Consider the following 19558-nt stretch of genomic DNA (forward strand, 5'->3'; position numbering starts at 1 on the left):
CCGTACCCTTGTGCGGTGCTGCTGCTCGCTCTCGACACCGCCACCTCGGCCGTCACCGTCGCCCTCCACGACGGCGATCACGTCGTCGCCGAGGAGTCGCTGGTCGACTCCCGCCGCCACGCCGAGACGCTGACGCCGATGATCTCCTCGGTCGTCGCCGCGGCCGGCAAGTCACCCGTCGACCTGACCGCGATCGCGGTCGGCGTCGGGCCGGGACCGTTCACCGGTTTGCGGGTCGGCCTGGCGACCGCCGGGACACTCGGACTCGCGCTCGACATACCCGTGCACGGAGTGTGCAGCCTGGACGCCCTGGCGTATGCCGTCGCACGGGCGGACACCCCGCCGGCCGACTTCGTCGTCGCCGCCGATGCGCGGCGCAAGGAGGTCTACTGGGCCCGCTACCGGACGACCGGCGAGTCCGTCGAGCGGACCTCCGGTATGCCGCAGGTCTCCCGCCCGGAGGAGCTGCCCGAGGAGATCCGATCGCTGCCCGCAGCCGGCCGTGGCCCCACGCTCTACCCCGAGTTCTTCGCCGCGGCGCTGTCACCGCTCGACGTGCCGGCGGGCGCGCTCGCGTCATACGCCGTGCGGGAGCTGGCCGCCGGTCGGGACCTGTTGCCGCTGCAACCGCTCTACCTGCGTCAGCCCGACGCGAAGCCGGCGACCGCCCAGAAGTCGGTGCTGCCACGATGACTGTGCAGCTGCGCGAGATGCAATGGCCGGACATCGAGCAGCTCACCGCGCTGGACGAGCAGCTCTTCGAGCACGACGCGTGGTCGACGCGGTCCTGGTGGTCCGAGCTGGCGGGACGTCCGCGACGCCACTACACCGTCGCGACCGTGGACGACACGATCGTCGGATACGGGGGCATCGACTGTGCCGGCAGCACGGCCGACGTCATGACGATCGCGGTGGCTCCCGGGCAGCAGCGACACGGGTTGGGTCGCACGCTGTTGCACCGGCTGCGCAGCCAGGCACGTGAGAGCGGCGCGGAAGCACTCTTGCTCGAGGTCCGAGCCGACAACGAGCCCGCCCGAAACCTTTATCTACGAACAGGTTTCGAGCACATCCGGACCCGACGCGGCTACTACCACCCGGGCAACGTCGACGCACACATCATGCGCGCACACCTAGTAGGGGACTCTGAACAATGAACGACCCACTGATCCTCGGTGTCGAGAGCTCTTGCGACGAGACCGGCGTCGCGTTCGTGCGCGGCAACACCCTGCTCGGCGACGTGGTCGCCAGCAGCGTCGACCAGCACGCCCGGTTCGGCGGAGTCGTCCCGGAGGTCGCCAGCCGCGCACATCTCGAGGCGTTGCTGCCCACCATCAAGCGAGCCTGCGCGGAAGCCGGGCACTCGCTGCGCGATGTGGACGCCATCGCGGTGACATCGGGGCCCGGGCTCGCAGGTGCGCTGATGGTCGGTGTCGCGTCCGCGAAGGCGCTCGCCTGGGCGCTCGACAAGCCGCTGTACGGCGTCAACCACCTCGCCGCGCACGTCTGTGCTGACGTGCTCGATCACGGGCCGTTGCCGGAACCCACTGCGGCACTGCTGGTTTCGGGTGGTCACACCAACCTGCTGCTGGTGCGCGACATCGCGTCGGACGTGGTCGAGCTGGGTGGCACCATCGACGACGCGGCTGGGGAGGCCTTCGACAAGGTCGCCCGCGTGTTGGAGTTGCCCTACCCCGGTGGCCCGCACATCGAGCGCGCCGCCGAGGACGGAGATCCCAATGCGATCCGCTTCCCGCGTGGGCTGACCTCGCGCAAGGACCTGGAACGCCACCGCTTCGATTACTCCTTCTCCGGGCTGAAGACCGCGGTGGTCCGCTGGGTGCAGGAGCGGCAGGCGGCAGGTGAGCCGGTCCCGGTGGCCGACGTGGCAGCCAGCTTCAACGAAGCGGTCGCGGATGTGTTGACCCGTAAGGCGATCGACGCCTGCCAGGAGTATGGCGTCGGCGATCTGCAGATCGGCGGTGGTGTCACCGCCAACCGGCGGCTGCGTGCCATGGCGCAGGAGCGCTGCGATGCCGCTGGGATCAGCCTGCGCGTGCCGCGCGTGCGGTTGTGCACCGACAACGGTGCGATGGTCGCGGCGCTCGGGTCACAGATGGTGCAGCGTGGGCTCGAGCCGAGTTCTCTTGATCTGCCTGCGGATTCGTCGATGCCGGTGAGTCAGACGAAGGCGTCCTGAGTCGAGCGTGGCTGTTGCGGTAGAGCAATTCAACACAGCATGCCGAGTCGTTGCTTCAGAGCCAGCACCCGTTTCGTGGAGGCCCAGAGCTTGCCGGCGAACTTCTTGTCGGACGCAGCCTGTGCGGTGAGCGCGCGCACCATCGGAGCGGCGTCGGCCGCCCGGCCGGTGAGCACGATGTCGCCGCCCGCGGCGATGAATCGAACCGCGCGTTGACCTGCCGGAATGCCCTGCACCGCAACGGCATTCATGTCATCGGTGATGACGACGCCGTGCCAACCGAGTTGCTGCCGCAACACGCCGCTGATGATCTTGTGGGAGAAGGTCGCCTGCTCGGTGGGGTCGATCTTCGCGTAACGCGCTGACGACATCATCACGGCCCCGACGCCGGCCTTGATGCCCGCGGAGAACGGCTTGAGGTAACTGTCGGTCGACGTCGTCCGGGTGTCCGTGGTGCCCGCGGTGGTCACATCGGTGTTGCCGGTGATCCGACCGAGGCCCGGGAAGTGCTTCACGGTCGCGCCGACACCACCGCTGTGCAGTCCGCGGACGATGTCCGACACAGACTCCGCGACCGTCGACGGGTCGTGACCGTATTCGCGGGCGTACTGGCCGATCGGGGCGTTGGATCTGGTCATCGAGGGCGGCACCGTGTCCGCGACGGGCGCGAGGTTGAGGTTGACGCCGACGGCCCTGAGCTGCGTGCCGATCCGCTTGCCGTAGGCGGTGCGTTGGGCCGCGCTCATCCGTCCCTGCTGCAGCGCCGAGACCAATGGACTGAAGCCGGCCCCCTTCAACTGCTGCACCGAGCCGCCTTCCTGGTCGGCGGCGATCAGCAACGGGACCTTGCCGGTTGCCGACGAAGTTGCCTGGGACTGCAGGTGATTCGAGGTGGAGCGCAGTCGCGGGGCGCCGGTCCAGCCACCGAGGTAGATCACGTTGCCGACGTGCTGCTGTGCGATCTGCCGATCGTCCGCGGACGCGGGGGAGTTGGCGTCCAAGCCGATCATCAGCAACTGACCGACGCGTTGCGCGGGCGACAGCCGGTCATAGGTGCGCTGCACACAGCTGTTGGTCGGTGACGGCGCCACCGAGGTCGAGTGTTTCGCGGACGGCTTCGGCGTCTTGCTCGCGGGTGCCGACGTGCGGGTGCTCGACGGCGTGGACGTGCTCGGCATACGGGAGGTGGAGGTTGCGGACGTCGCGGGGTCGGAAGCGCTCGTCGGGCCACTGCCTTCGCTGCCGGAACCGGACGAACAGCCTGCGACCACGAATGCGGACACGACACAGGCGCTCGCGGCGCGCACGAGTCGTCGGGAGGCAGACACGGTTAGACGGTAACTCACCGCAGCGGCGACAGCATGAGCACTGCTTGGGCGCCGCCGACGCGGGTGACCAGGATCGTGGCGTCATTGTCACCGCGTGGGCGCAGCTGCCGCCGCAGCTGCTCGGGATCGACCGAGGCACCCTTCTTCTTGATGGTCAGGCGGCCGATCCGGTGGTCGCGCACCCAGGACCGCAATGCCTTGACGTTGAAGGGGATCGCGTCAATCACGGCATACTTCTTGGCCCACGGGACGAGCACCTCACGCGGTGAGGTGACGATCCCGACGCCGGTGTCGAGCTCGACGCCGTCGACGCGCCGCACCAACGCACCGCTGAGCCCGGCGCGGATCACTGCACGGTCGGCCTCGTAGAGATAGCCGTGCATCCGGTCGAGCCGGGCCGTCTCCGGATTTGCGCCCGCGGCGTCGCGTTCGAGCACCTCATAGGCGAACTGGTCGCTCACCACGACGGCTGATCGCCCGGCGTCCCAGGCGGCGTTGTTCCACCACAGCACGCACTCCAGCACTTCTCCCTCGTATGACGTCCACTGCGCCTGCGTCCCGGGCGGGATCTGGGCATGCGCGAACGACGGCGACAGCTTCACGCCGGCCGTGGCCGCGCCCGCGCACAGCTCACGGACCAGGTCCCAGGACGGCGCGAGTTGATCCAACCGGAAGGTGCGACGGGTGCGCCCCTGCATGTCGCTCACACCCGGCGTACGGCGCGCCGGGTCCAGCCAGACGGCGACGTCGCGGGCGAGCTGCTGATCCGGGATCGCGACGTTCTCGGCCAGATCGCACCGCGCACGGGCATGCTCGAACGGCCGGAGATTGAACTCGGCGACGCCGGCGGTGACCTCGTCGGCGTCGACCGCGGTCACCCGCAATCCCGCCGTCGCGAATGCGCGGGCATCGGCGCCCACGCCGCAGCCGAGATCGAAGACCTGCCGGGCGCCGGAGTCGCTCAGCCGGCGTGCGTGCAACTGCGCGATCTGGCGTCGGGTGGCCTGCTCCAGGCCGTCGACGGTGAACAGCATGCTGTGCGCGGCGGCGCCGAACTTGCGCTCCGCACGCGCCCGCAGCCGTGACTGGGTCAGCGCAGCCGCCACGAGGTCCGGGTCGAAGCCGTCCGCCCGGAGGCGATCAGCGAGGGTGAAGGCGGCCGCCTCGTCATACGGCGGCAGGGACGCGAGCAACGCCGCGCCCTCGCCGCTGAGCAATCTGGCCAGTAGCGCGGGCGTCACCGGGTATCACTCCACGACAGCGGAGCACCTTGATCACCTCTCATGCTGTTAAGTGTCGCGTATGAGGCGAGCTCGGTTCGGTCCGGCGCGCACCGTGGTCGCGTTCTACGCCATCTCGGTGTCCATCGGCACGTTGCTGCTGGCGTTGCCGTTCACGACCGTGGACGAGGGGCACGCGAAGTTCAGCACCGCGCTGTTCACCGCAGCGAGCGCCACCTGCATCACCGGTATGTCGCCGGTCGACGTGGCGACCTACTGGAATCCTCTCGGCCACGTGGTGATCCTGTTGCTCGTCCAGGCCGGCGGCCTCGGCATAGTCACCCTGTCGGCCCGGCTGCTGCAGCTGCTGCACGGCCGGATGGGTATCGAGGGCACGCTCGCGGCCCAGGCCGACTCCCACACCGACACGCCCGCGCACGCCCGGTCGATGATCCGGATCATCGTGCGCTTCTACCTGCTGCTCGAGGCACTGCTCGCGGTGTTCATGGCGCTCCGGCTGCACTTCGCGTATGACGAGAGCCTCGGCCGTGCCGCCTGGGACGGCCTGTTCCACTCCGTCTCCGCGGTGAACAACGCCGGCTTCACGCTCTACTCCGAAGGCGCCACCCGTTTCATCCACGACCCGTGGACGCTGGCGATGCTCTGCGCGGGCGTGTTCATCGGCGGCCTGGGTTATCCGGTCTGGTTCGAGTTGATGCGGCGCCGGCGGCCGAAGGAGTGGTCGATGCACATGCGGTTGACGCTCGGCGGCTCGGTCGTGTTGTTCTTCGTCGGTCTGGTCACGTTCCTGGTGTTCGAATGGCGCAACCCCGGCACGTTGGCGCACCTGAACTTCACCGACAAGGTCTGGAACTCCGTTGCCGGCGCGGTCTTCCCGCGGACAGCAGGTTTCTCGACCGTGGACTACACCGGGGTGCGACCGGAGACGATGGCCATCAACTACGTGCTGATGTTCATCGGTGGCGGCAGTGCCGGCACCTCCGGCGGCATCAAGGTGTCGACTTTCTTCCTGCTGGGCGCGGTGATCATCTCCGAGGTGCGCGGCGAGCCGCAGGCCCGTGTCGGGCATCGCGCCATACCGACCGCTGTGCAGCGTCAGGCACTGACTGTCGCACTGCTCGGGGTCGGCGCCGTCATGATCGGCATGATCACCATCCTGGCGATCAGCGACCAGCCGATGCAGCTGGTTCTCTTCGAGACGATCTCGGCGTTCTCGACCACCGGGCTCTCGGCCAATCTGACCGGTCAGTTGCCCGAATCCGCGCACTTCGTGCTGATCGCGTTGATGTTCATCGGCCGAGTCGGCACGATGACTGTCGGCACCGCGCTGGCGATGCGACGCAGCAAGCGCCGCTACCAACTACCCGAGGAATTCCCCATTGTCGGTTAAACGGCGCGCAGCGTTGGACCCACACAGTGTGCTGGTGATCGGGCTGGGCAGGTTCGGCACCGCGGTGGCGACCACGCTGATCGAGCAGGGTTGGGACGTGGAGGCGATCGACCTGTCGCTGGAGCTGGTGCAGAAGTGGTCCGACCGCTTCACGCACGTCCTGCAGGCCGACAGCGCCGACGTGGAGGCGCTGCGGCAGATCGGTGCCGGCGACTTCGAGCGTGCGGTCGTGGCCATCGGCTCCAACCTCGAGGCGAGCATCCTGACCACGGCCAACCTCTCCGACCTGGGTGTCCCGAGCATCTGGGCGAAGGCGATGACCAAGCAGCACGCGAGCATCCTGCATCGCATCGGCGCACACCATGTGGTGCTGCCGGAGCGCGAGATGGGCGCTCGGATCGGGCGACTGCTCGTCGGATCCCTCGCCGACTACTACGAGCTGGAGAGCGGCTTCGGCATCGGGCGCATGTCGTGCTCGGCGAAGTTCGCCGACAAGACACTCGCCGAGCTCAACCTGCGCGGGAAGTATGGCGTCACCGTCGTTGCGGTGAAGCACCCCGGCGGCACCTTCGAGGACGCGCGTCCCGAAACGGTGATCGGCAAGGGCGACCAGCTGGTCATCACCGGGTCGACCGAACGTCTCCAGCAGTTCTCCGGCCGGGCTTGAGCACCCCACGAAGTTCTCCTCCGCTCCGTCACCCCACGAAGTTCTCCTCCGCTCCGTCACCCCACGAAGTTCTCCTCCGCTCCGTCACCCCACGAAGTTCTCCTCCGCTTCGCTCCCCCGATACTTCGCGGGGACCCCGACTCGCTCCCCGAATACTTCGCGGGGACCCCGACTCGCTCCCCCGATACTTCGCAGGGACCCCGACACGCTCCCCCGATACTTCGCGGGGACCCCGCTCTTCCTCCAATCGGCAATGCATCGGCGGGCGCCCGTCCGCGGTCGGCATTAGAGTCGTGGTGCAATCCGAATCCACCGCTTGAATCCCCGCTTGGAAGGGCTTGCCGCTCGTGCGCGAGATCGTCGTATTCTCCGGATCTGCCCACCCCGCCCTGGCCGACAGCATCTGCACCCATCTCGGCGTGCCACGGTCGTATGTCGACATGACCCGCTTCAGCAACGACTGTCTGCAGGCCCAGTTGCTGGCCAACTGCCGCCAGCGAGACGTCTATCTGGTGCAGCCGCTGGTCCCGCCCACGCAGGACCACCTGATGGAGCTGCTGCTGATGATCGACGCGGCGCGGGGGGCGTCCGCGGAACGCATCACCGCGGTCATTCCTTACTTCGCCTACGCCCGGTCGGACAAGAAGGACGCTTCGCGGATCTCGCTCGGCGGGCGGCTCGTGGCGGACCTGCTCGCGGCCGCCGGCGTCCACCGGGTGATCACCATGGCGTTGCACGCGCCCCAGGTGCACGGCTTCTTCTCCACCCCGGTCGACCACCTGACGGCCATCGGGGAACTTGCCGAGTACTTCCGCTCCCGTGACGACCTGTCCGATTCGGTGATCGTGTCGCCGGACTTCGGCAACGCCAAGACCGCGCAGCAGTTCGCCCGGCTGCTCGGCCTGCCCGTCGCGGCCGGCTCCAAGAAGCGCATCTCTGACGACAAGGTCGTCATCGACACCATCGTGGGCGACGTCGACGGCAAGCGCGCCATCGTGCTGGACGACGAGATCGCCACCGGCGGGTCGGTGGTCGAACTGTTGGACCGGTTGGCCGAGCGCGGCTGCACGTCGGCGGACATCGCCTGCACGCACGGGTTGTTCGTCGGACCGGCGGTCGAGCGCCTGTCCGGCCATCCGTTGATCGGTGAGGTCGTCACGACGGACACCGTGCCCACCCCGGCGAACTGGCCGCAGCTGCACGTGCGCTCGGTGGCCGCGCTGTTCGCCGAGGCGATCGCGCGGATCCACGCCGGAGAGTCGGTCAGCAGCCTCTTCGACGGCGTCGATCCGTCGCATGCGCCGCCCGCGGCCAAACTGCCGTTCGGCTGATCGGGACCTTCCGGTTGCGGCGATGAAACCGGAACGGCAGGCGCAACGTCCACAGCTTCGTGGATGAAGAACAGCTGCCGTGGTGGAAGCGGCGCGGTCCGATGGCCGTCATCGGGGGCGTCGTGGTTCTCGCCCTTGTCGTCGGCGGGGGACTGCTGTGGCGGCAGTATGACGACCGTGGCCGGCTCACAGCCGGCGCGAGTCGTGCCGGCGACTACTCGATGTCCGACGGCTACTTCTCCGAGAGTTACAGCCTGACCGTGCCGGGCGCGAGGATCCTGGTGAATGTCGAGGCCGGCCGGCGCGGTTCGAAACTGGACGACGTGACCTACGAGTCCACCAGGGTCAAGGCACCGCGGGACGGGCTGCTGGTGCATCTCGACTGGTCGGCGGTCAGGTCCGGCAACGTGGACAGCACGTTGGTGGACGCACACCGGAGCAGCCTGCGCATTCGCTCGAAGGACACGTCCGTCGTCGTCGACCGGAAGATCGTGCCGACGACGAGGACGTCGTACGACGATGACGACAGGGACCAGAAGGTGGTGGCGCTGCGCGGCGACCTCGGCGACCTGAAACTGGAGGTGGAGTTCGCCGGCCGGAAGCAGACGGTGTCACTGCTCAGCGGGCGCCGCGACATGGGCCGGTTCGCATCCTTGTATGGCGCCGAGGTCGTGAACAACCGGGTCGTTGCGATCGAGCAGGACCAGCCGACCGACGTCAGGTCGCCGTTCCGGTGGTACTGCAAGGCGCTCTCCGGCCGGCTCATCCGGACCCCATATCTCGATGGACTCGGCTGGGCGGCGCCGAGCCGCGAGTGGATCCTGGCCAGTGGTGCCGGGGCCCGTGTTCCTGCGGAGGCGGCGACCTGGCGGGACGGAGAGCACAGCGCGTATTACTCGGTGGCCGAGAAGCCGACGGTGTCCGTGACCGTGGCAGGCAAGAAGCCGGTGAAGGTTCTGAGTCAGCCGCAGACCCGGGCGTCCGGTGACATCAGCACGACCTCGGCCGACTACGTCTTCTCAGCGGAAGCCGGTGCGGCGGTCACCACCGTCGTCACGGTCGGCGTATCGCTGGAGCGAGGGCCGCGCAGCGACGCGAAAGCTCCTGCGCGCACGACGATCCAGCCACGAACAACGACCTCGTACCCGGCCGTTCAGGACCCGACGATCGGGGTACGGCGATGAGCGCGACGTCGGGCGGCAGGTCGCGACGGCGTTGGCCGTGGGTCGTAGTTGCTGTGGTGCTGGTCGCCCTGGTGGCCGGCGCCGTCGGCTGGCGGACACACGAGACACACCGTGGCGTGCAGGTCGGCGACCGCCTCGACGGCATCACGGTCTTCTCGGGGCAGACCGAGGCCGAGCCCGAGCGGATGACCCTGCCGGTGGCGTTCGGCTCACTGATCGTGACTGTCGGCTCCGCCCGCGAGGTCGGCGAGCGATCCCACCTGGTGCGGGCGCCGGAGGGTGCCACCCTGGTCGAAGTTTCCTGGTCACCGACGACGAGTTTCCTGGGGCCCGTCGTGTGGTCCGGTGCGAGCGCTCGCGAGCGGCGTGATCCCGGGGCGGACCTGACACTGGTGACCGGGGGCCGTCGTTACCCGATCGCCACGTCGGTCACGACGGCCGACGAAGGGACGTCCGCCGTCGTGGTCGTCGAAGGTGACGCATCGGACGCGCGGGTCGAAGCCCGGATCGCGGGTCGCACGATCCAGGAACGCACGGGAACGATCAGTCCGCGGGCGCCGCGCGCGGAGGGTTACACCGGCTGCCAGGACACCGTGGACAAGACGTATTCATGGGTCGCGTGCAACCTCCCGGCATACCGGAGCCTCTACGTCGCCGGTCTGGGCGTCGCCCCGGCGGGCAAGGAGTGGTTGGTCGTCAGCGGTGCGAGCGTCACGCGCGAGCACCGTGCGATCAGTGTGTACGGCGACGACGAGCAGCGCGCCGAATACATCCCGTCCGGTGCGCCGAAGGTCTCGGTCACGGTCGAGGGTGTGACGACCGGGCCACGTGTCGCCGGGTCGGACAAGGTGACCGGGGATGCGGTGCAGTTGGCCGACCGGGCCTGGTTGGTTCCCGAGGACCGGTCGTCCACGGTGCGGCTGCGTTATCGCCTGCCCACCGCGCTCGACCGCTCCGAGAGCGACTGGCCGGGTGCGCCGGCGAAGGGCGAGGTCGACGTGTCGACGACGACGACCTATCCGGCCGCGTAGTCGGCCACCGCCGGCCCCGGTATAGCGCCGTGCAAGCGCGCTGAAAGTGAGCGGTGGCAGCGTTCTCCCGCAGGCGGCCGACCGGTCGCCGGATTTCGTCGGCGTGTGGTGAGACACGCCGCGCACAGGGGGAAATGCACGTGGGAGGAACAGGGGAGAAGGCGCGCCCGGCGTGGCGCGGGCGAGCGGTGTGGGCTACGGCTCTGGTCGTCGTGCTCGCGGTGGTAGTGGCCGGTGTCGTCATACACAAGATCCGCAAGGACCGCCTCGACACCGGCGCGGTGAGGTCGGAGAATGCCGCGATCTCCGGTCCGGCGGTCAGCAGCAGTGCGCAGTTCCAGGTGCCCAACGCCGCGCTGGTCGTGCAGGCGACCGCCGGGCGGGCCGCTCGGTTCGACGACGACGGCAGGATCCGGGCGCCGCGCGGCGGTGTGCTGGTCCGAGTGGCCTGGTCGTCGACGAGGTCCGCAGCGCCGACGGCGGAGGGTCTCGGTGATGCCCCGAGCACACTTGCTGTCCGCTCGCGCGGCAGGACAGTGACCGTCGACCCGAGGATCGTGGGCACGGCCGGGGAGCAGCAGGCGGTCGTGGCACTTCTCGGCGATGCCGACGACGTCGTCCTCGAGGTGCGTTTCGCGGGGCGTGGTCAGGCGGTCGAACTGCTCAGCGGGCGCCGCCACGCCGGCTCATTCGCATCGCTGTACACGAACGGTGCATGGCCGTTCGGACCGAAACCGGCACTGTCGTTCCAGCAGAAGCAACCGGCCGATCCGGCGTCGTCGATCAGCTGGAACGCAGAGGTCAGGGACCACGATGCGTTCCGGGTGCCGTACTTGGCCGGTCTCGGCTGGGCGCCCCGAGGGCGGGAATGGTTCGTCGTCCGCTCCGTGGGTTACTACCTGAACGACGATGCGGCGCTGTGGAAGTCGGGCGGCCGCCGTGCGCAGTATGCCGTGCAGGGCGCCTCGCGCTTCGCGGTCACCGTGGCGGGGAAGGCTCCGGCGAAGGTGCTGCGCAAGCCAGGCGAGTCCGGGAAGGCGTACGGGTACAGCGCCCCGCGTGGCGGCGAATACGTCTTCTCGATCCGCAGTGGCGACCGCGCGACCGTGGAATCCGCGCTCAGCGCCACACTGCGGCGCAGTTCGGGCGACCGTGCTGCGCCGAGAGTCGTTGCGCTCAAGGTGCAGCGCAGGGATGTCCACCCTGCCGTCGCCGGTTCGGCGGGGGAAGGGCGATGAGTGCCACGGCGAGTGCGAGGCGGAGGAGTCCGGTGCGGTGGCAGGTGCCGTTGCTCGTCGTGCTGGTTGTGCTCGGGACCATCGGCTGGGTTGTGTTCGGTCGCCATACGGTGCACGTCGGCGACAGGTATGACGACCGGTCCGTGGAGGACCACGGCACGACGCGCGATTTCAACGTCCAGCTGCCGTTGACCCGGCTGAACGTATGGGTCGGTCACGGCGACACCGCGGGTGCCTTCGACGACGAGGTGAAGGCACCCGACGGCGCCACGCTGGTGCAGGTCCGCTGGGCGCAGACCCGGCTGGGCGCTCCACCGGTTTGGCGGGCGGCAACCCCGCAGCAGCGACGCGATCCCGGCGCCGACCTCATCCTGGTGACCGGCGGCCGGCGGTACTGGCTGGCGAAGGATGTGCGCTCGAACGACGAGGGCTCCTCGACCGTCGTCGTCGTGCAGGGTGACGCGTCCGAGACCCGGATCGAGGCGAGGTATGACGGCCGCACGGTGCGCGCCACGTCCGGATCGGCCGGCATGGTCAACGCGTCTCCGAGCAGTGGCTGCAAGGATCCGTCCGAGCGGCATCCGGACCGGACGTTCCTCAACGTCGAGTGCTCGATGCCGTTGCGTCGCTCCGTCTATGTCCCCGGACTCGGCGCGGCACCGGTCGGCAAGGAGTGGCTCGTTCTCTACGCCGCAGGAGTGATGCGCTCCGAACGCCTCGCGACGGTCTATCCGCCCGGCTCGGATGCCCAGGGTGCGCGCTACCTGCCATCGGGTCCGCCCACCGTCTCGGTCTCGGCCGACGGGGTAGCGGCGCAGCCGAAGCTGTCCGGCAAGGACGTCGTCCGTGGCGACTCGGTGCAACTCGCCGACCGGGCCTGGCTGGTGCCGGAGGACGAGGCGTCGACCGTTCGGCTGCGCTACCGGCTCCCGATGAGCCTGGACCGGGCACGGACGGAGCTGCCCGACCAGCCGGCGCGGCACGACATCGACGTGCGCGGGGAGGTGACCTACCCGGCCGAATGAGTGACGCCGAACGTCCCGGAACAGCCGGCCCGGCCGGCAGGCGGACGAGTTTTGGCACTCGAGTTGCATGAGTGCTAACGAGCGCCTAGATTCAGTGCTGGCACTCTTCCTGGGACAGTGCCAACCGCATTTCGTGGTCGACCCCCGCGACGGCGCCCACGACATACGACCGGTTGGCCTCGGACCAGGGTTCGCATCCGCGCCCGAGATTTCGGGCCTCTCAACAGGAAGGTCACACCGTGTCGGTGAACATCAAGCCGCTCGAGGACCGCATCGTCGTCAAGTCCGTCGAGGCCGAGCAGACCACCGCCTCCGGCCTGGTCATCCCGGACACCGCCAAGGAGAAGCCCCAGGAGGGCGAGGTCCTGGCGATCGGTCCGGGTCGCATCGACGACAACGGCCAGCGCGTCCCGCTGGACGTCGCTGTCGGCGACCGCGTCATCTACTCCAAGTACGGCGGCACCGAGGTGAAGTACTCCGGCGAGGAGCTGCTCATCCTGTCGGCCCGCGACGTGCTCGCGGTCGTCACCAAGTAAGACCGCGCTCTTCGCAACCGATGCCCCGGCTCGCGCTCGCACCGAGCGGGAGCCGGGGCTTCGCCGAATACCTTCACTGAACTTACGAAAGGCCAATCATGGCAAAGGAACTGGAGTTCAACGACTCCGCGCGCAAGGCGCTCGAGCGGGGCGTCGACGCCCTCGCCAACGCCGTCAAGGTGACGCTCGGTCCCAAGGGCCGCAACGTCGTCATCGACAAGAAGTGGGGCGCACCGACCATCACGAACGACGGTGTCACCATCGCTCGTGAGATCGAGCTCGAGGACTCCTACGAGAACCTCGGCGCCCAGCTGGCGAAGGAAGTCGCCACCAAGACCAACGACATCGCCGGTGACGGCACCACCACCGCGACCGTGCTGGCCCAGGCCATGGTCCACGAGGGTCTGCGCAACGTCGCGGCAGGCGCCGGCCCGGCCGCGCTCAAGCGCGGCATCGACAAGGCCGTCGACGCGATCAGCGAGCAGCTGCTGGCCGACGCCCGCGAGCTCGAGGGCAAGGAAGAGATCTCGCAGGTCGCCGCCCTGTCCGCGCAGGACCAGACGATCGGTGGCCTGATCGCCGAGGCGTTCGACAAGGTCGGCAAGGACGGCGTCATCACCGTCGAGGAGTCCTCCACCGCGGAGACCGCGCTGGAGTTCACCGAGGGCATGCAGTTCGACAAGGGCTACATCTCGCCCTACTTCGTCACGGACACCGAGCGCATGGAGGCCGTCGTCGAGGACGCCTACATCCTCATCAACCAGGGCAAGATCTCGGCCATCGCCGATGTCCTGCCGCTGCTGGAGAAGGTCGTCCAGGCCGGCAAGCCGCTGCTGATCATCGCCGAGGACATCGACGGTGAGGCACTCTCGACGCTGGTCGTCAACAAGATCCGTGGCACGTTCAACGTCGTCGCGGTCAAGGCGCCCGGCTTCGGTGACCGCCGCAAGGCCATGCTGCAGGACATCGCGATCCTGACCGGTGGCCAGGTCATCTCCGAAGAGGTCGGACTCAAGTTGGACCAGGTCGACCTGGACATGCTGGGCCAGGCCCGCCGTGTCGTGGTCACCAAGGACACCGCCACGATCGTCGACGGTCAGGGCGACGCGGAAGCCGTCGGCGGCCGCGTCAAGGAGCTCAAGGCCGAGATCGAGCGGACCGACTCCGACTGGGACCGCGAGAAGCTGCAGGAGCGCCTGGCCAAGCTGGCCGGTGGCGTCTGCGTCATCCAGGTCGGTGCGCACACCGAGGTGGAGCTCAAGGAGAAGAAGCACCGCATCGAGGACGCCATCTCGGCGACCCGTGCGGCCATCGAGGAGGGCATCGTCGCCGGCGGTGGCTCGGCCCTCGTGCACGCCGCGAGTGTCGTGGAGAAGCTGGACCTGGAGGGTGATGAGGCCACCGGTGCCGCGCTCATCGCCAAGGCCACGGTCGAGCCGCTGCGTTGGATCGCCGAGAACGCCGGCCTGGAGGGCTATGTCGCCGTCGCTCAGGTGCGCGAACAGCCCGTCGGCAGCGGCCTCAACGCCGCGACCGGTGAGTACGGCGACCTCATCAAGCAGGGCGTCATCGACCCGGTCAAGGTCACTCGCTCAGCACTGCGCAACGCCGCCTCGATCGCGTCGATGGTCCTGACCACCGACACGCTCGTCGTGGACAAGAAGGAGGACGAGGAGCCCGAGGCCGGCCACGGCCACGGTCACTGACCTCCCACCCTTCCGAGGGATCGAACAACACCGGTGCCCGGGTGAAGCGCAGGCTTCGCCCGGGCGCCGGTGTTTTCTGCGACCGCATCGCAACAGCGGGTGGATTCCAGGCGGACTAGGTGCGAACCAGGTCCAAGACCTACTCTTGAACGAGTGCGCAAGGGATGTGCACCGCTTTCAGCAACCGAACGTTGGGACGACGTGAGCTCGGGGACTCCACGATCGACTGCCGACCACGACTTGGCCGGTGCGGTGAGCCCTGCCCCCGTAACGTTTTCGCGCCCAGCGCCGATGTCATCGTCGGACACGCACACGTCGTTGCGTGATCTGGCAGCGGCTGCGCGAGATGGCGATGCGGCCGCGACCAATGAACTCATGGCGGCCGTCCACCAACTGGCCGTGCGATATGCGCGCGGCAAGCTGGGTCCGTTCTCGGCCGCCGCCGATGCCGCGGCGGATGCGGCGCAGGAGGTGTGCGTGGCCGTGCTGACCGCCCTGCCTCGTTACACCGACCGCGGCGCGCCGTTCGAGGCGTTCGTCTACCGCATCGCCGCCAACAAGGTGGCCGACGTGCAGCGTGGCGTCATCCGTCGCCCCACTCCGACCGATGAGTTGCCCGAGACCGTCGATGAGACGCCGGGCCCGGAGGAGTGCGCCGTCGCGGACGAGCAGTCGGCGCAGGTATGGGCGCTGCTGGACCGGTTGTCACCGCAGCACCGCGAGATCCTCACCCTGCGAGTCGCGGTCGGATTGTCCGCCGACGAGACGGCCGACGCGCTGGGGACGACCCCTGGCGCCATACGCGTCGCACAGCACCGGGCACTGGCCCGGCTGCGCGGGTTCCTCGGGGACGCGGAGAGCGCGCCGTGACGCCCAACATCGACGACATACGGCGTGACGACGAGTTGCTCGATGCGCTCGGCAATCGCCGGGCGCCGCGCCATACCGATGCGACGACCGACACCCTCTCCTCCTGGGTGCGCGAGATCGACGCACCGGACCGGCCGGCCCCTGCCGGACGCTATGCCCGGACCAAACGCGCTCCGATGCGTGCCGGCGTCGTCGCGGCGATCGCCGTTGCGGCGTTGTCGATGTCCGGGGTGGCGGCCGCAGTCGGTGGGGTCTCCGGGCTGACCCGGGTGGCCGAGCAGTTCGGCTTCTCCCATCGCAGCGCCGACTTCGGATCGGGAGCGGCAGCGGGTCCCGAGAGCACCAACGCCGCGGTGTCTACGGCTGCACCGGTCGGCCCGGGGTCGACCACCGAGGACAGCAGCACCAGCACGACGACCAGCGCGCAGAGCTCGACGTCGCGCACGCCGCACCGTGTGCTGCCCGGCACCGTCATCTCGAAGCACCATCGGGCGGGCCGCACCGCGCCCCCTCGCTGGCCCGCGACCACGGTGAGTTCGCCGCCGTCAGCGACGGCGAAGTCGTCCTCGACGTCGTCGTCCACCGCCAGTTCGAGGCCGAGCTCCACGACGAGCTCGACATCGAGTTCGTCGGCTTCGGATTCGCCCTCGAGCAGCAAATCGGGCAGCCCCTCGGCGTCGTCGACGACACGACCGACGCACCCACCGAAGCCGACCCGGACCCCGAAGCCGACCCGGACCCCGAAGCCGACCACGTCGAGCACTACGCCGCCGTCGTTCTCCAGCAGCGCGACGTCGTCGAGCAGTGAGTCGCCGAGCACGAGTTCGAGTGACTCGGGTCCGAGTGACTCACCCAGCAGCGACTGACCTTGTGTGCGAGCGCTCCGGCGCGCCTTCTACACTTTGAAAATGGCTTTTGAGGAGTCGCCCGCGCCCGCCCATTCCTTCGACGTCCCGGCCAAGTTCGGCCAGCTGGGTCTCACGTATGACGACGTGCTGCTGCTGCCCGGCGAGACCGATGTCATTCCCAGTGAGGTCGACACCACCAGTCGGCTGACCCGTGAGATCAGCCTGCGTGTCCCGCTGGTGTCCGCAGCCATGGACACCGTCACCGAAGCCCGTATGGCGATCGCCATGGCGCGCCAGGGGGGCATCGGTGTGCTGCACCGCAACCTGTCGATCGCCGACCAGGCCGAGCAGGTCGACCTGGTCAAGCGCACCCAGACCGGCATCATCTCCAACCCGGTCACGATCGGCCCGGACGCGACGCTCGAAGAGCTGGACGAGACCTGCGGTCGATATCGCGTCTCCGGGCTCCCGGTCGTCGACACCGAGAATCACCTGATCGGCATCATCACCAACCGTGACCTGCGCTTCACCCCGGTCGCGGAGTGGGCCGGCACGAAGGTGTCCGAGGTCATGACGTCCGCGCCGCTGGTCACCGGTCCGGTCGGCATCAGCCGCGACGACGCGACCGCCCTGCTGCGCCAGCACAAGCGCGAGCGACTGCCGCTGGTCGATGACGACGGCAAGCTGGCCGGCCTCATCACCGTCAAGGACTTCGTGAAGTCCGAGCAGTTCCCCTATGCGTCGTATGACGGCGACGGGCGACTGCTTGTCGCTGCCGCGATCGGCTACTTCGGCGATGCTTGGGAGCGCGCCACCACACTGGTCGAAGCCGGGGTCGACATCCTGGTGCCGGACGTCGCCAACGGTCACGCGCGGCTCATGCTCGACATGATCCGCAAGCTGAAGTCCGACCCCGCGACCAAGCACGTCCAGATCCTCGGCGGCAACGTCGCGACGCGCGACGGCGCTGCCGCACTGGTCGAGGCGGGCGTCGACGGGGTCAAGGTCGGCGTCGGTCCGGGCTCGATCTGCACCACCCGAGTCGTCGCCGGTGTCGGTGTGCCACAGGTGACGGCGATCCACGAGGCGTCCCTGGCGTGCAAGCCGGCCGGTGTCCCGGTCGTCGGCGACGGTGGCCTGCAATACTCCGGTGACATCGCCAAAGCCCTTGTCGCCGGTGCGGATTCGGTGATGCTCGGCTCGTTGCTGGCGGGTTGTGAGGAGTCGCCCGGTGACCTGATGCTGGTCGCGGGGAAGCAGTTCAAGACCTACCGCGGCATGGGCTCGCTCGGTGCAATGGCGTCCCGCGGCAAGAAGTCCTTCTCCAAGGACCGCTACTTCCAGGCCGACGTCGCCAGCGACGACGAGATCGTCCCCGAGGGCATCGAGGGTCGGGTCCCTTACCGCGGGCCGCTCGGCAACGTCCTGCACCAGTTGGTCGGTGGCCTGCACCAGTCGATGTTCTACGTCGGCGCCAACTCCATCCCGGAGCTGCAGGATCGCGGCCGCTTCGTGCGCATCACCACCGCGGGCCTGAAGGAGTCGCACCCGCACGACGTCCAGGGCATCGTCGAGGCGCCGAACTACTCGCGCTGATTCGCCGACAGGCTCACAAAGGCACCGAGAGGCTCAGAACGACCGGTTTCGGTGCTCGTTCTGAGCCTGTCGGCGTTCACGTGCGCCTCTCGGCGAGGACGGGTCAGGGGACCCAGACCAACGCATCACCGACGAGCCGTTGGGTTCCGCCGCTCCCGCTGGGAGTGTTGAGCGCTCCTGTCGGTGAGGCGAGGGTCGTGGAACCGCCGCCGTCGAGGTTGGTCGCGTCGGAGAGTCCCAGTGACTTCGCGACTGCGGCCGTCTCGGCGATCGTCGTGCCGACGCTGGTCGCCATCCGGCCGTCGATCGTGATGAGGGAGATGCGACCGTCCGGGGTGCGTCCGATGATCGTGCGCGGGTTCCGGTCGAACATGCTGCCCGTCCCGCTCGGTGCGACGATCTCACCACCGGCGACGAGGCGGTAGCGGCCGTTCACGCCATACGTCGAGCGAGTCAGCAGCACCGCGCGACCCTGTTCGTCGCTGAGCGACTGCTTCAACCGGAAGCACGTGCGCCGGTTCGCCAGCACAGCAAGGGCAGTCGCGTCGGAGCCGGTCGCCTGGATCGCGGTCTGTCCGGCGGCCAGGCTCGTGCCACGGCTCGCGGTGGCCCGTAGGACGCACCCGTTCCGCCCGAGCACGACCTCCTCGCCAGGCCCGGAGGGCGTTGATGCGCCGAATTCTGTTGTGATCCAGTCAGATTCGCCCTGCTCGTCACACGGGACATCCGTGGTGCAACCTGCCGGGACAGCCGGTGGGTGATTGATGCCGTCGAGGGCGAAGGCCGCGCCGGTGCTTCTGTTGACCACCTTGCCGGACCACTGGGTGCGTCCGAAGGTCATCGCCCCGGAGCGTGCATCGAAGACGACATCCTGCTCGGCGTTGTCGGTGGTCGGCTCGGAGAGCAGTTTTCCGCCATACACGCCGAGCCCGACGGGATCGCCCGGGTAGTCCTTGTTCGCGGTGTAGGTGAAGAAGGACGCGTTGGTGCCGATCAGCCCGCCGGAGGACGCCACGAGGTCGGAGACCCGGTCGCCGGTGGCGATGTCCTTGCCGTAGGTCGCTTCCAGTCGGCCGTGCGCCGTGTGCGGGTCGATCAGGAGCTGATTGACGACCCACGGTCCCTGGTCGGTCGTGTTGTAGTCGGCCGGATCGGCCGGTGTGGTGCCGCGGACGATGTGCGTCCACGTAACACCACGGGCGAGGGTCGTCGTCGAACGGGTTTCGGTCAGATTCGATGCGCCGAGCGGCAACGTCGGTGGTCGGCCGGAAGTGCTGGCGCTCGCGGCCGGCGCCGCTGCTGCGGTGAGGATGAGGACTGCGGCGATGACGGTCGTGCGGTTTCGGGTCATGGCTCGAACATCCCGCACC

General features: G+C 68.7%; 18 protein-coding genes. 14 read left to right on the top strand and 4 right to left on the bottom strand.

Translation table 11 applies throughout. The annotated features are described in order from the left end of the window. Positions 1-15 precede the first annotated feature (15 nt). The 3 genes from tsaB to tsaD are packed head-to-tail and all read left to right on the top strand — an operon-like array spanning position 16 to position 2197. Complete coding sequence (gene tsaB, locus IEX71_RS21285; RefSeq protein ID WP_188839100.1) at positions 16-693, top strand: tRNA (adenosine(37)-N6)-threonylcarbamoyltransferase complex dimerization subunit type 1 TsaB; 678 nt, start codon at positions 16-18, stop codon at positions 691-693. Continuing rightward, positions 690-1154: a ribosomal protein S18-alanine N-acetyltransferase gene (rimI, locus tag IEX71_RS21290; protein ID WP_188839101.1), complete on the top strand. Its 465-nt coding sequence runs from the start codon at positions 690-692 to the stop codon at positions 1152-1154. Before tsaB ends, rimI begins: the two co-directional genes overlap by 4 nt. Continuing rightward, the gene (gene tsaD / locus IEX71_RS21295; protein ID WP_188839102.1) at positions 1151-2197 is read left to right on the top strand and encodes a tRNA (adenosine(37)-N6)-threonylcarbamoyltransferase complex transferase subunit TsaD; all 1047 of its coding nucleotides are present in this window, start codon (positions 1151-1153) and stop codon (positions 2195-2197) included. Before rimI ends, tsaD begins: the two co-directional genes overlap by 4 nt. Before the next feature lie 29 nt (positions 2198-2226). Here the strand turns inward: tsaD and IEX71_RS21300 are convergent, their stop codons facing one another. Both IEX71_RS21300 and IEX71_RS21305 read right to left on the bottom strand, forming a co-directional pair. Beyond that, entirely contained in the window at positions 2227-3525 is a 1299-nt protein-coding gene (locus IEX71_RS21300) for a glycoside hydrolase family 3 N-terminal domain-containing protein (protein ID WP_229749939.1), read from the bottom strand. A gap of 14 nt (positions 3526-3539) precedes the next feature. Further along, positions 3540-4766 (bottom strand): class I SAM-dependent methyltransferase, encoded by a 1227-nt coding sequence (locus IEX71_RS21305; protein ID WP_188839103.1) that lies wholly within the window; start codon positions 4764-4766, stop codon positions 3540-3542. Between the two features lie 61 nt (positions 4767-4827). Between IEX71_RS21305 and IEX71_RS21310 the strand changes: the two genes are divergently transcribed. From IEX71_RS21310 to shbA, 10 genes are all read left to right on the top strand, one after another. Continuing rightward, positions 4828-6156, top strand: coding sequence for a TrkH family potassium uptake protein (locus IEX71_RS21310; RefSeq protein WP_188839104.1), 1329 nt, complete (start codon positions 4828-4830; stop codon positions 6154-6156). A 13-nt stretch (positions 6157-6169) separates the two neighbouring features. Beyond that, entirely contained in the window at positions 6170-6823 is a 654-nt protein-coding gene (locus tag IEX71_RS21315) for a potassium channel family protein (RefSeq protein ID WP_229749940.1), read from the top strand. 347 nt (positions 6824-7170) lie between these two features. After that, the gene (locus IEX71_RS21320; protein ID WP_188839106.1) at positions 7171-8154 is read left to right on the top strand and encodes a ribose-phosphate diphosphokinase; all 984 of its coding nucleotides are present in this window, start codon (positions 7171-7173) and stop codon (positions 8152-8154) included. A 59-nt stretch (positions 8155-8213) separates the two neighbouring features. Continuing rightward, positions 8214-9338 carry a hypothetical protein gene (locus IEX71_RS21325; protein WP_188839107.1) on the top strand — a complete coding sequence of 375 codons (1125 nt, stop codon included), beginning with the start codon at positions 8214-8216 and terminating at the stop codon, positions 9336-9338. Beyond that, on the top strand, positions 9335-10369 hold the full coding sequence (locus tag IEX71_RS21330) for a hypothetical protein (protein WP_188839108.1): 1035 nt from the start codon (positions 9335-9337) through the stop codon (positions 10367-10369). The genes IEX71_RS21325 and IEX71_RS21330 overlap by 4 nt, the downstream gene beginning before the upstream one ends. A 140-nt stretch (positions 10370-10509) precedes the next feature. Then, the gene (locus IEX71_RS21335; RefSeq protein ID WP_188839109.1) at positions 10510-11607 is read left to right on the top strand and encodes a hypothetical protein; all 1098 of its coding nucleotides are present in this window, start codon (positions 10510-10512) and stop codon (positions 11605-11607) included. 32 nt (positions 11608-11639) lie between these two features. Next, positions 11640-12632, top strand: coding sequence for a hypothetical protein (locus IEX71_RS21340; RefSeq protein WP_188839110.1), 993 nt, complete (start codon positions 11640-11642; stop codon positions 12630-12632). A gap of 239 nt (positions 12633-12871) precedes the next feature. Continuing rightward, positions 12872-13168 carry a co-chaperone GroES gene (gene groES, locus IEX71_RS21345; protein WP_188839111.1) on the top strand — a complete coding sequence of 99 codons (297 nt, stop codon included), beginning with the start codon at positions 12872-12874 and terminating at the stop codon, positions 13166-13168. A gap of 98 nt (positions 13169-13266) precedes the next feature. After that, complete coding sequence (gene groL / locus IEX71_RS21350) at positions 13267-14874, top strand: chaperonin GroEL (protein ID WP_188839112.1); 1608 nt, start codon at positions 13267-13269, stop codon at positions 14872-14874. 291 nt (positions 14875-15165) lie between these two features. After that, complete coding sequence (gene shbA / locus IEX71_RS21355; RefSeq protein WP_188839113.1) at positions 15166-15744, top strand: RNA polymerase sigma factor ShbA; 579 nt, start codon at positions 15166-15168, stop codon at positions 15742-15744. A 151-nt stretch (positions 15745-15895) separates the two neighbouring features. Here shbA and IEX71_RS21360 read toward each other — a convergent pair whose 3' ends face one another. Next, a complete protein-coding gene (locus IEX71_RS21360) occupies positions 15896-16564 on the bottom strand; it encodes a hypothetical protein (RefSeq protein WP_188839114.1) in 669 nt (222 codons plus the stop codon). 88 nt (positions 16565-16652) lie between these two features. Here IEX71_RS21360 and guaB point away from each other — a divergent pair, with 88 nt between their 5' ends. Continuing rightward, positions 16653-18188, top strand: coding sequence for an IMP dehydrogenase (gene guaB / locus IEX71_RS21365; protein WP_188839115.1), 1536 nt, complete (start codon positions 16653-16655; stop codon positions 18186-18188). 103 nt (positions 18189-18291) lie between these two features. On the opposite strand, the gene IEX71_RS21370 is transcribed toward guaB, so the two are convergent. Next, on the bottom strand, positions 18292-19539 hold the full coding sequence (locus IEX71_RS21370) for a phosphodiester glycosidase family protein (protein ID WP_188839116.1): 1248 nt from the start codon (positions 19537-19539) through the stop codon (positions 18292-18294). Positions 19540-19558 lie beyond the last annotated feature (19 nt).

Source organism: Flexivirga endophytica (genome assembly GCF_014640635.1).
Taxonomy (GTDB): Bacteria; Actinomycetota; Actinomycetes; order Actinomycetales; family Dermatophilaceae; genus Flexivirga; species Flexivirga endophytica.

What these genes read in the sequence shown, in the direction of transcription:
- rimI (WP_188839101.1), top strand. Translation starts at nt 690, where the DNA reads ATGACTGTGCAGCTGCGCGAGATGCAATGGCCGGACATCGAGCAGCTC.
- tsaD (WP_188839102.1), top strand. Translation starts at nt 1,151, where the DNA reads ATGAACGACCCACTGATCCTCGGTGTCGAGAGCTCTTGCGACGAGACC.
- IEX71_RS21310 (WP_188839104.1), top strand. Translation starts at nt 4,828, where the DNA reads ATGAGGCGAGCTCGGTTCGGTCCGGCGCGCACCGTGGTCGCGTTCTAC.
- IEX71_RS21330 (WP_188839108.1), top strand. Translation starts at nt 9,335, where the DNA reads ATGAGCGCGACGTCGGGCGGCAGGTCGCGACGGCGTTGGCCGTGGGTC.
- groL (WP_188839112.1), top strand. Translation starts at nt 13,267, where the DNA reads ATGGCAAAGGAACTGGAGTTCAACGACTCCGCGCGCAAGGCGCTCGAG.
- shbA (WP_188839113.1), top strand. Translation starts at nt 15,166, where the DNA reads ATGTCATCGTCGGACACGCACACGTCGTTGCGTGATCTGGCAGCGGCT.
- guaB (WP_188839115.1), top strand. Translation starts at nt 16,653, where the DNA reads ATGGCTTTTGAGGAGTCGCCCGCGCCCGCCCATTCCTTCGACGTCCCG.
- IEX71_RS21370 (WP_188839116.1), bottom strand. Translation starts at nt 19,539, where the DNA reads ATGACCCGAAACCGCACGACCGTCATCGCCGCAGTCCTCATCCTCACC.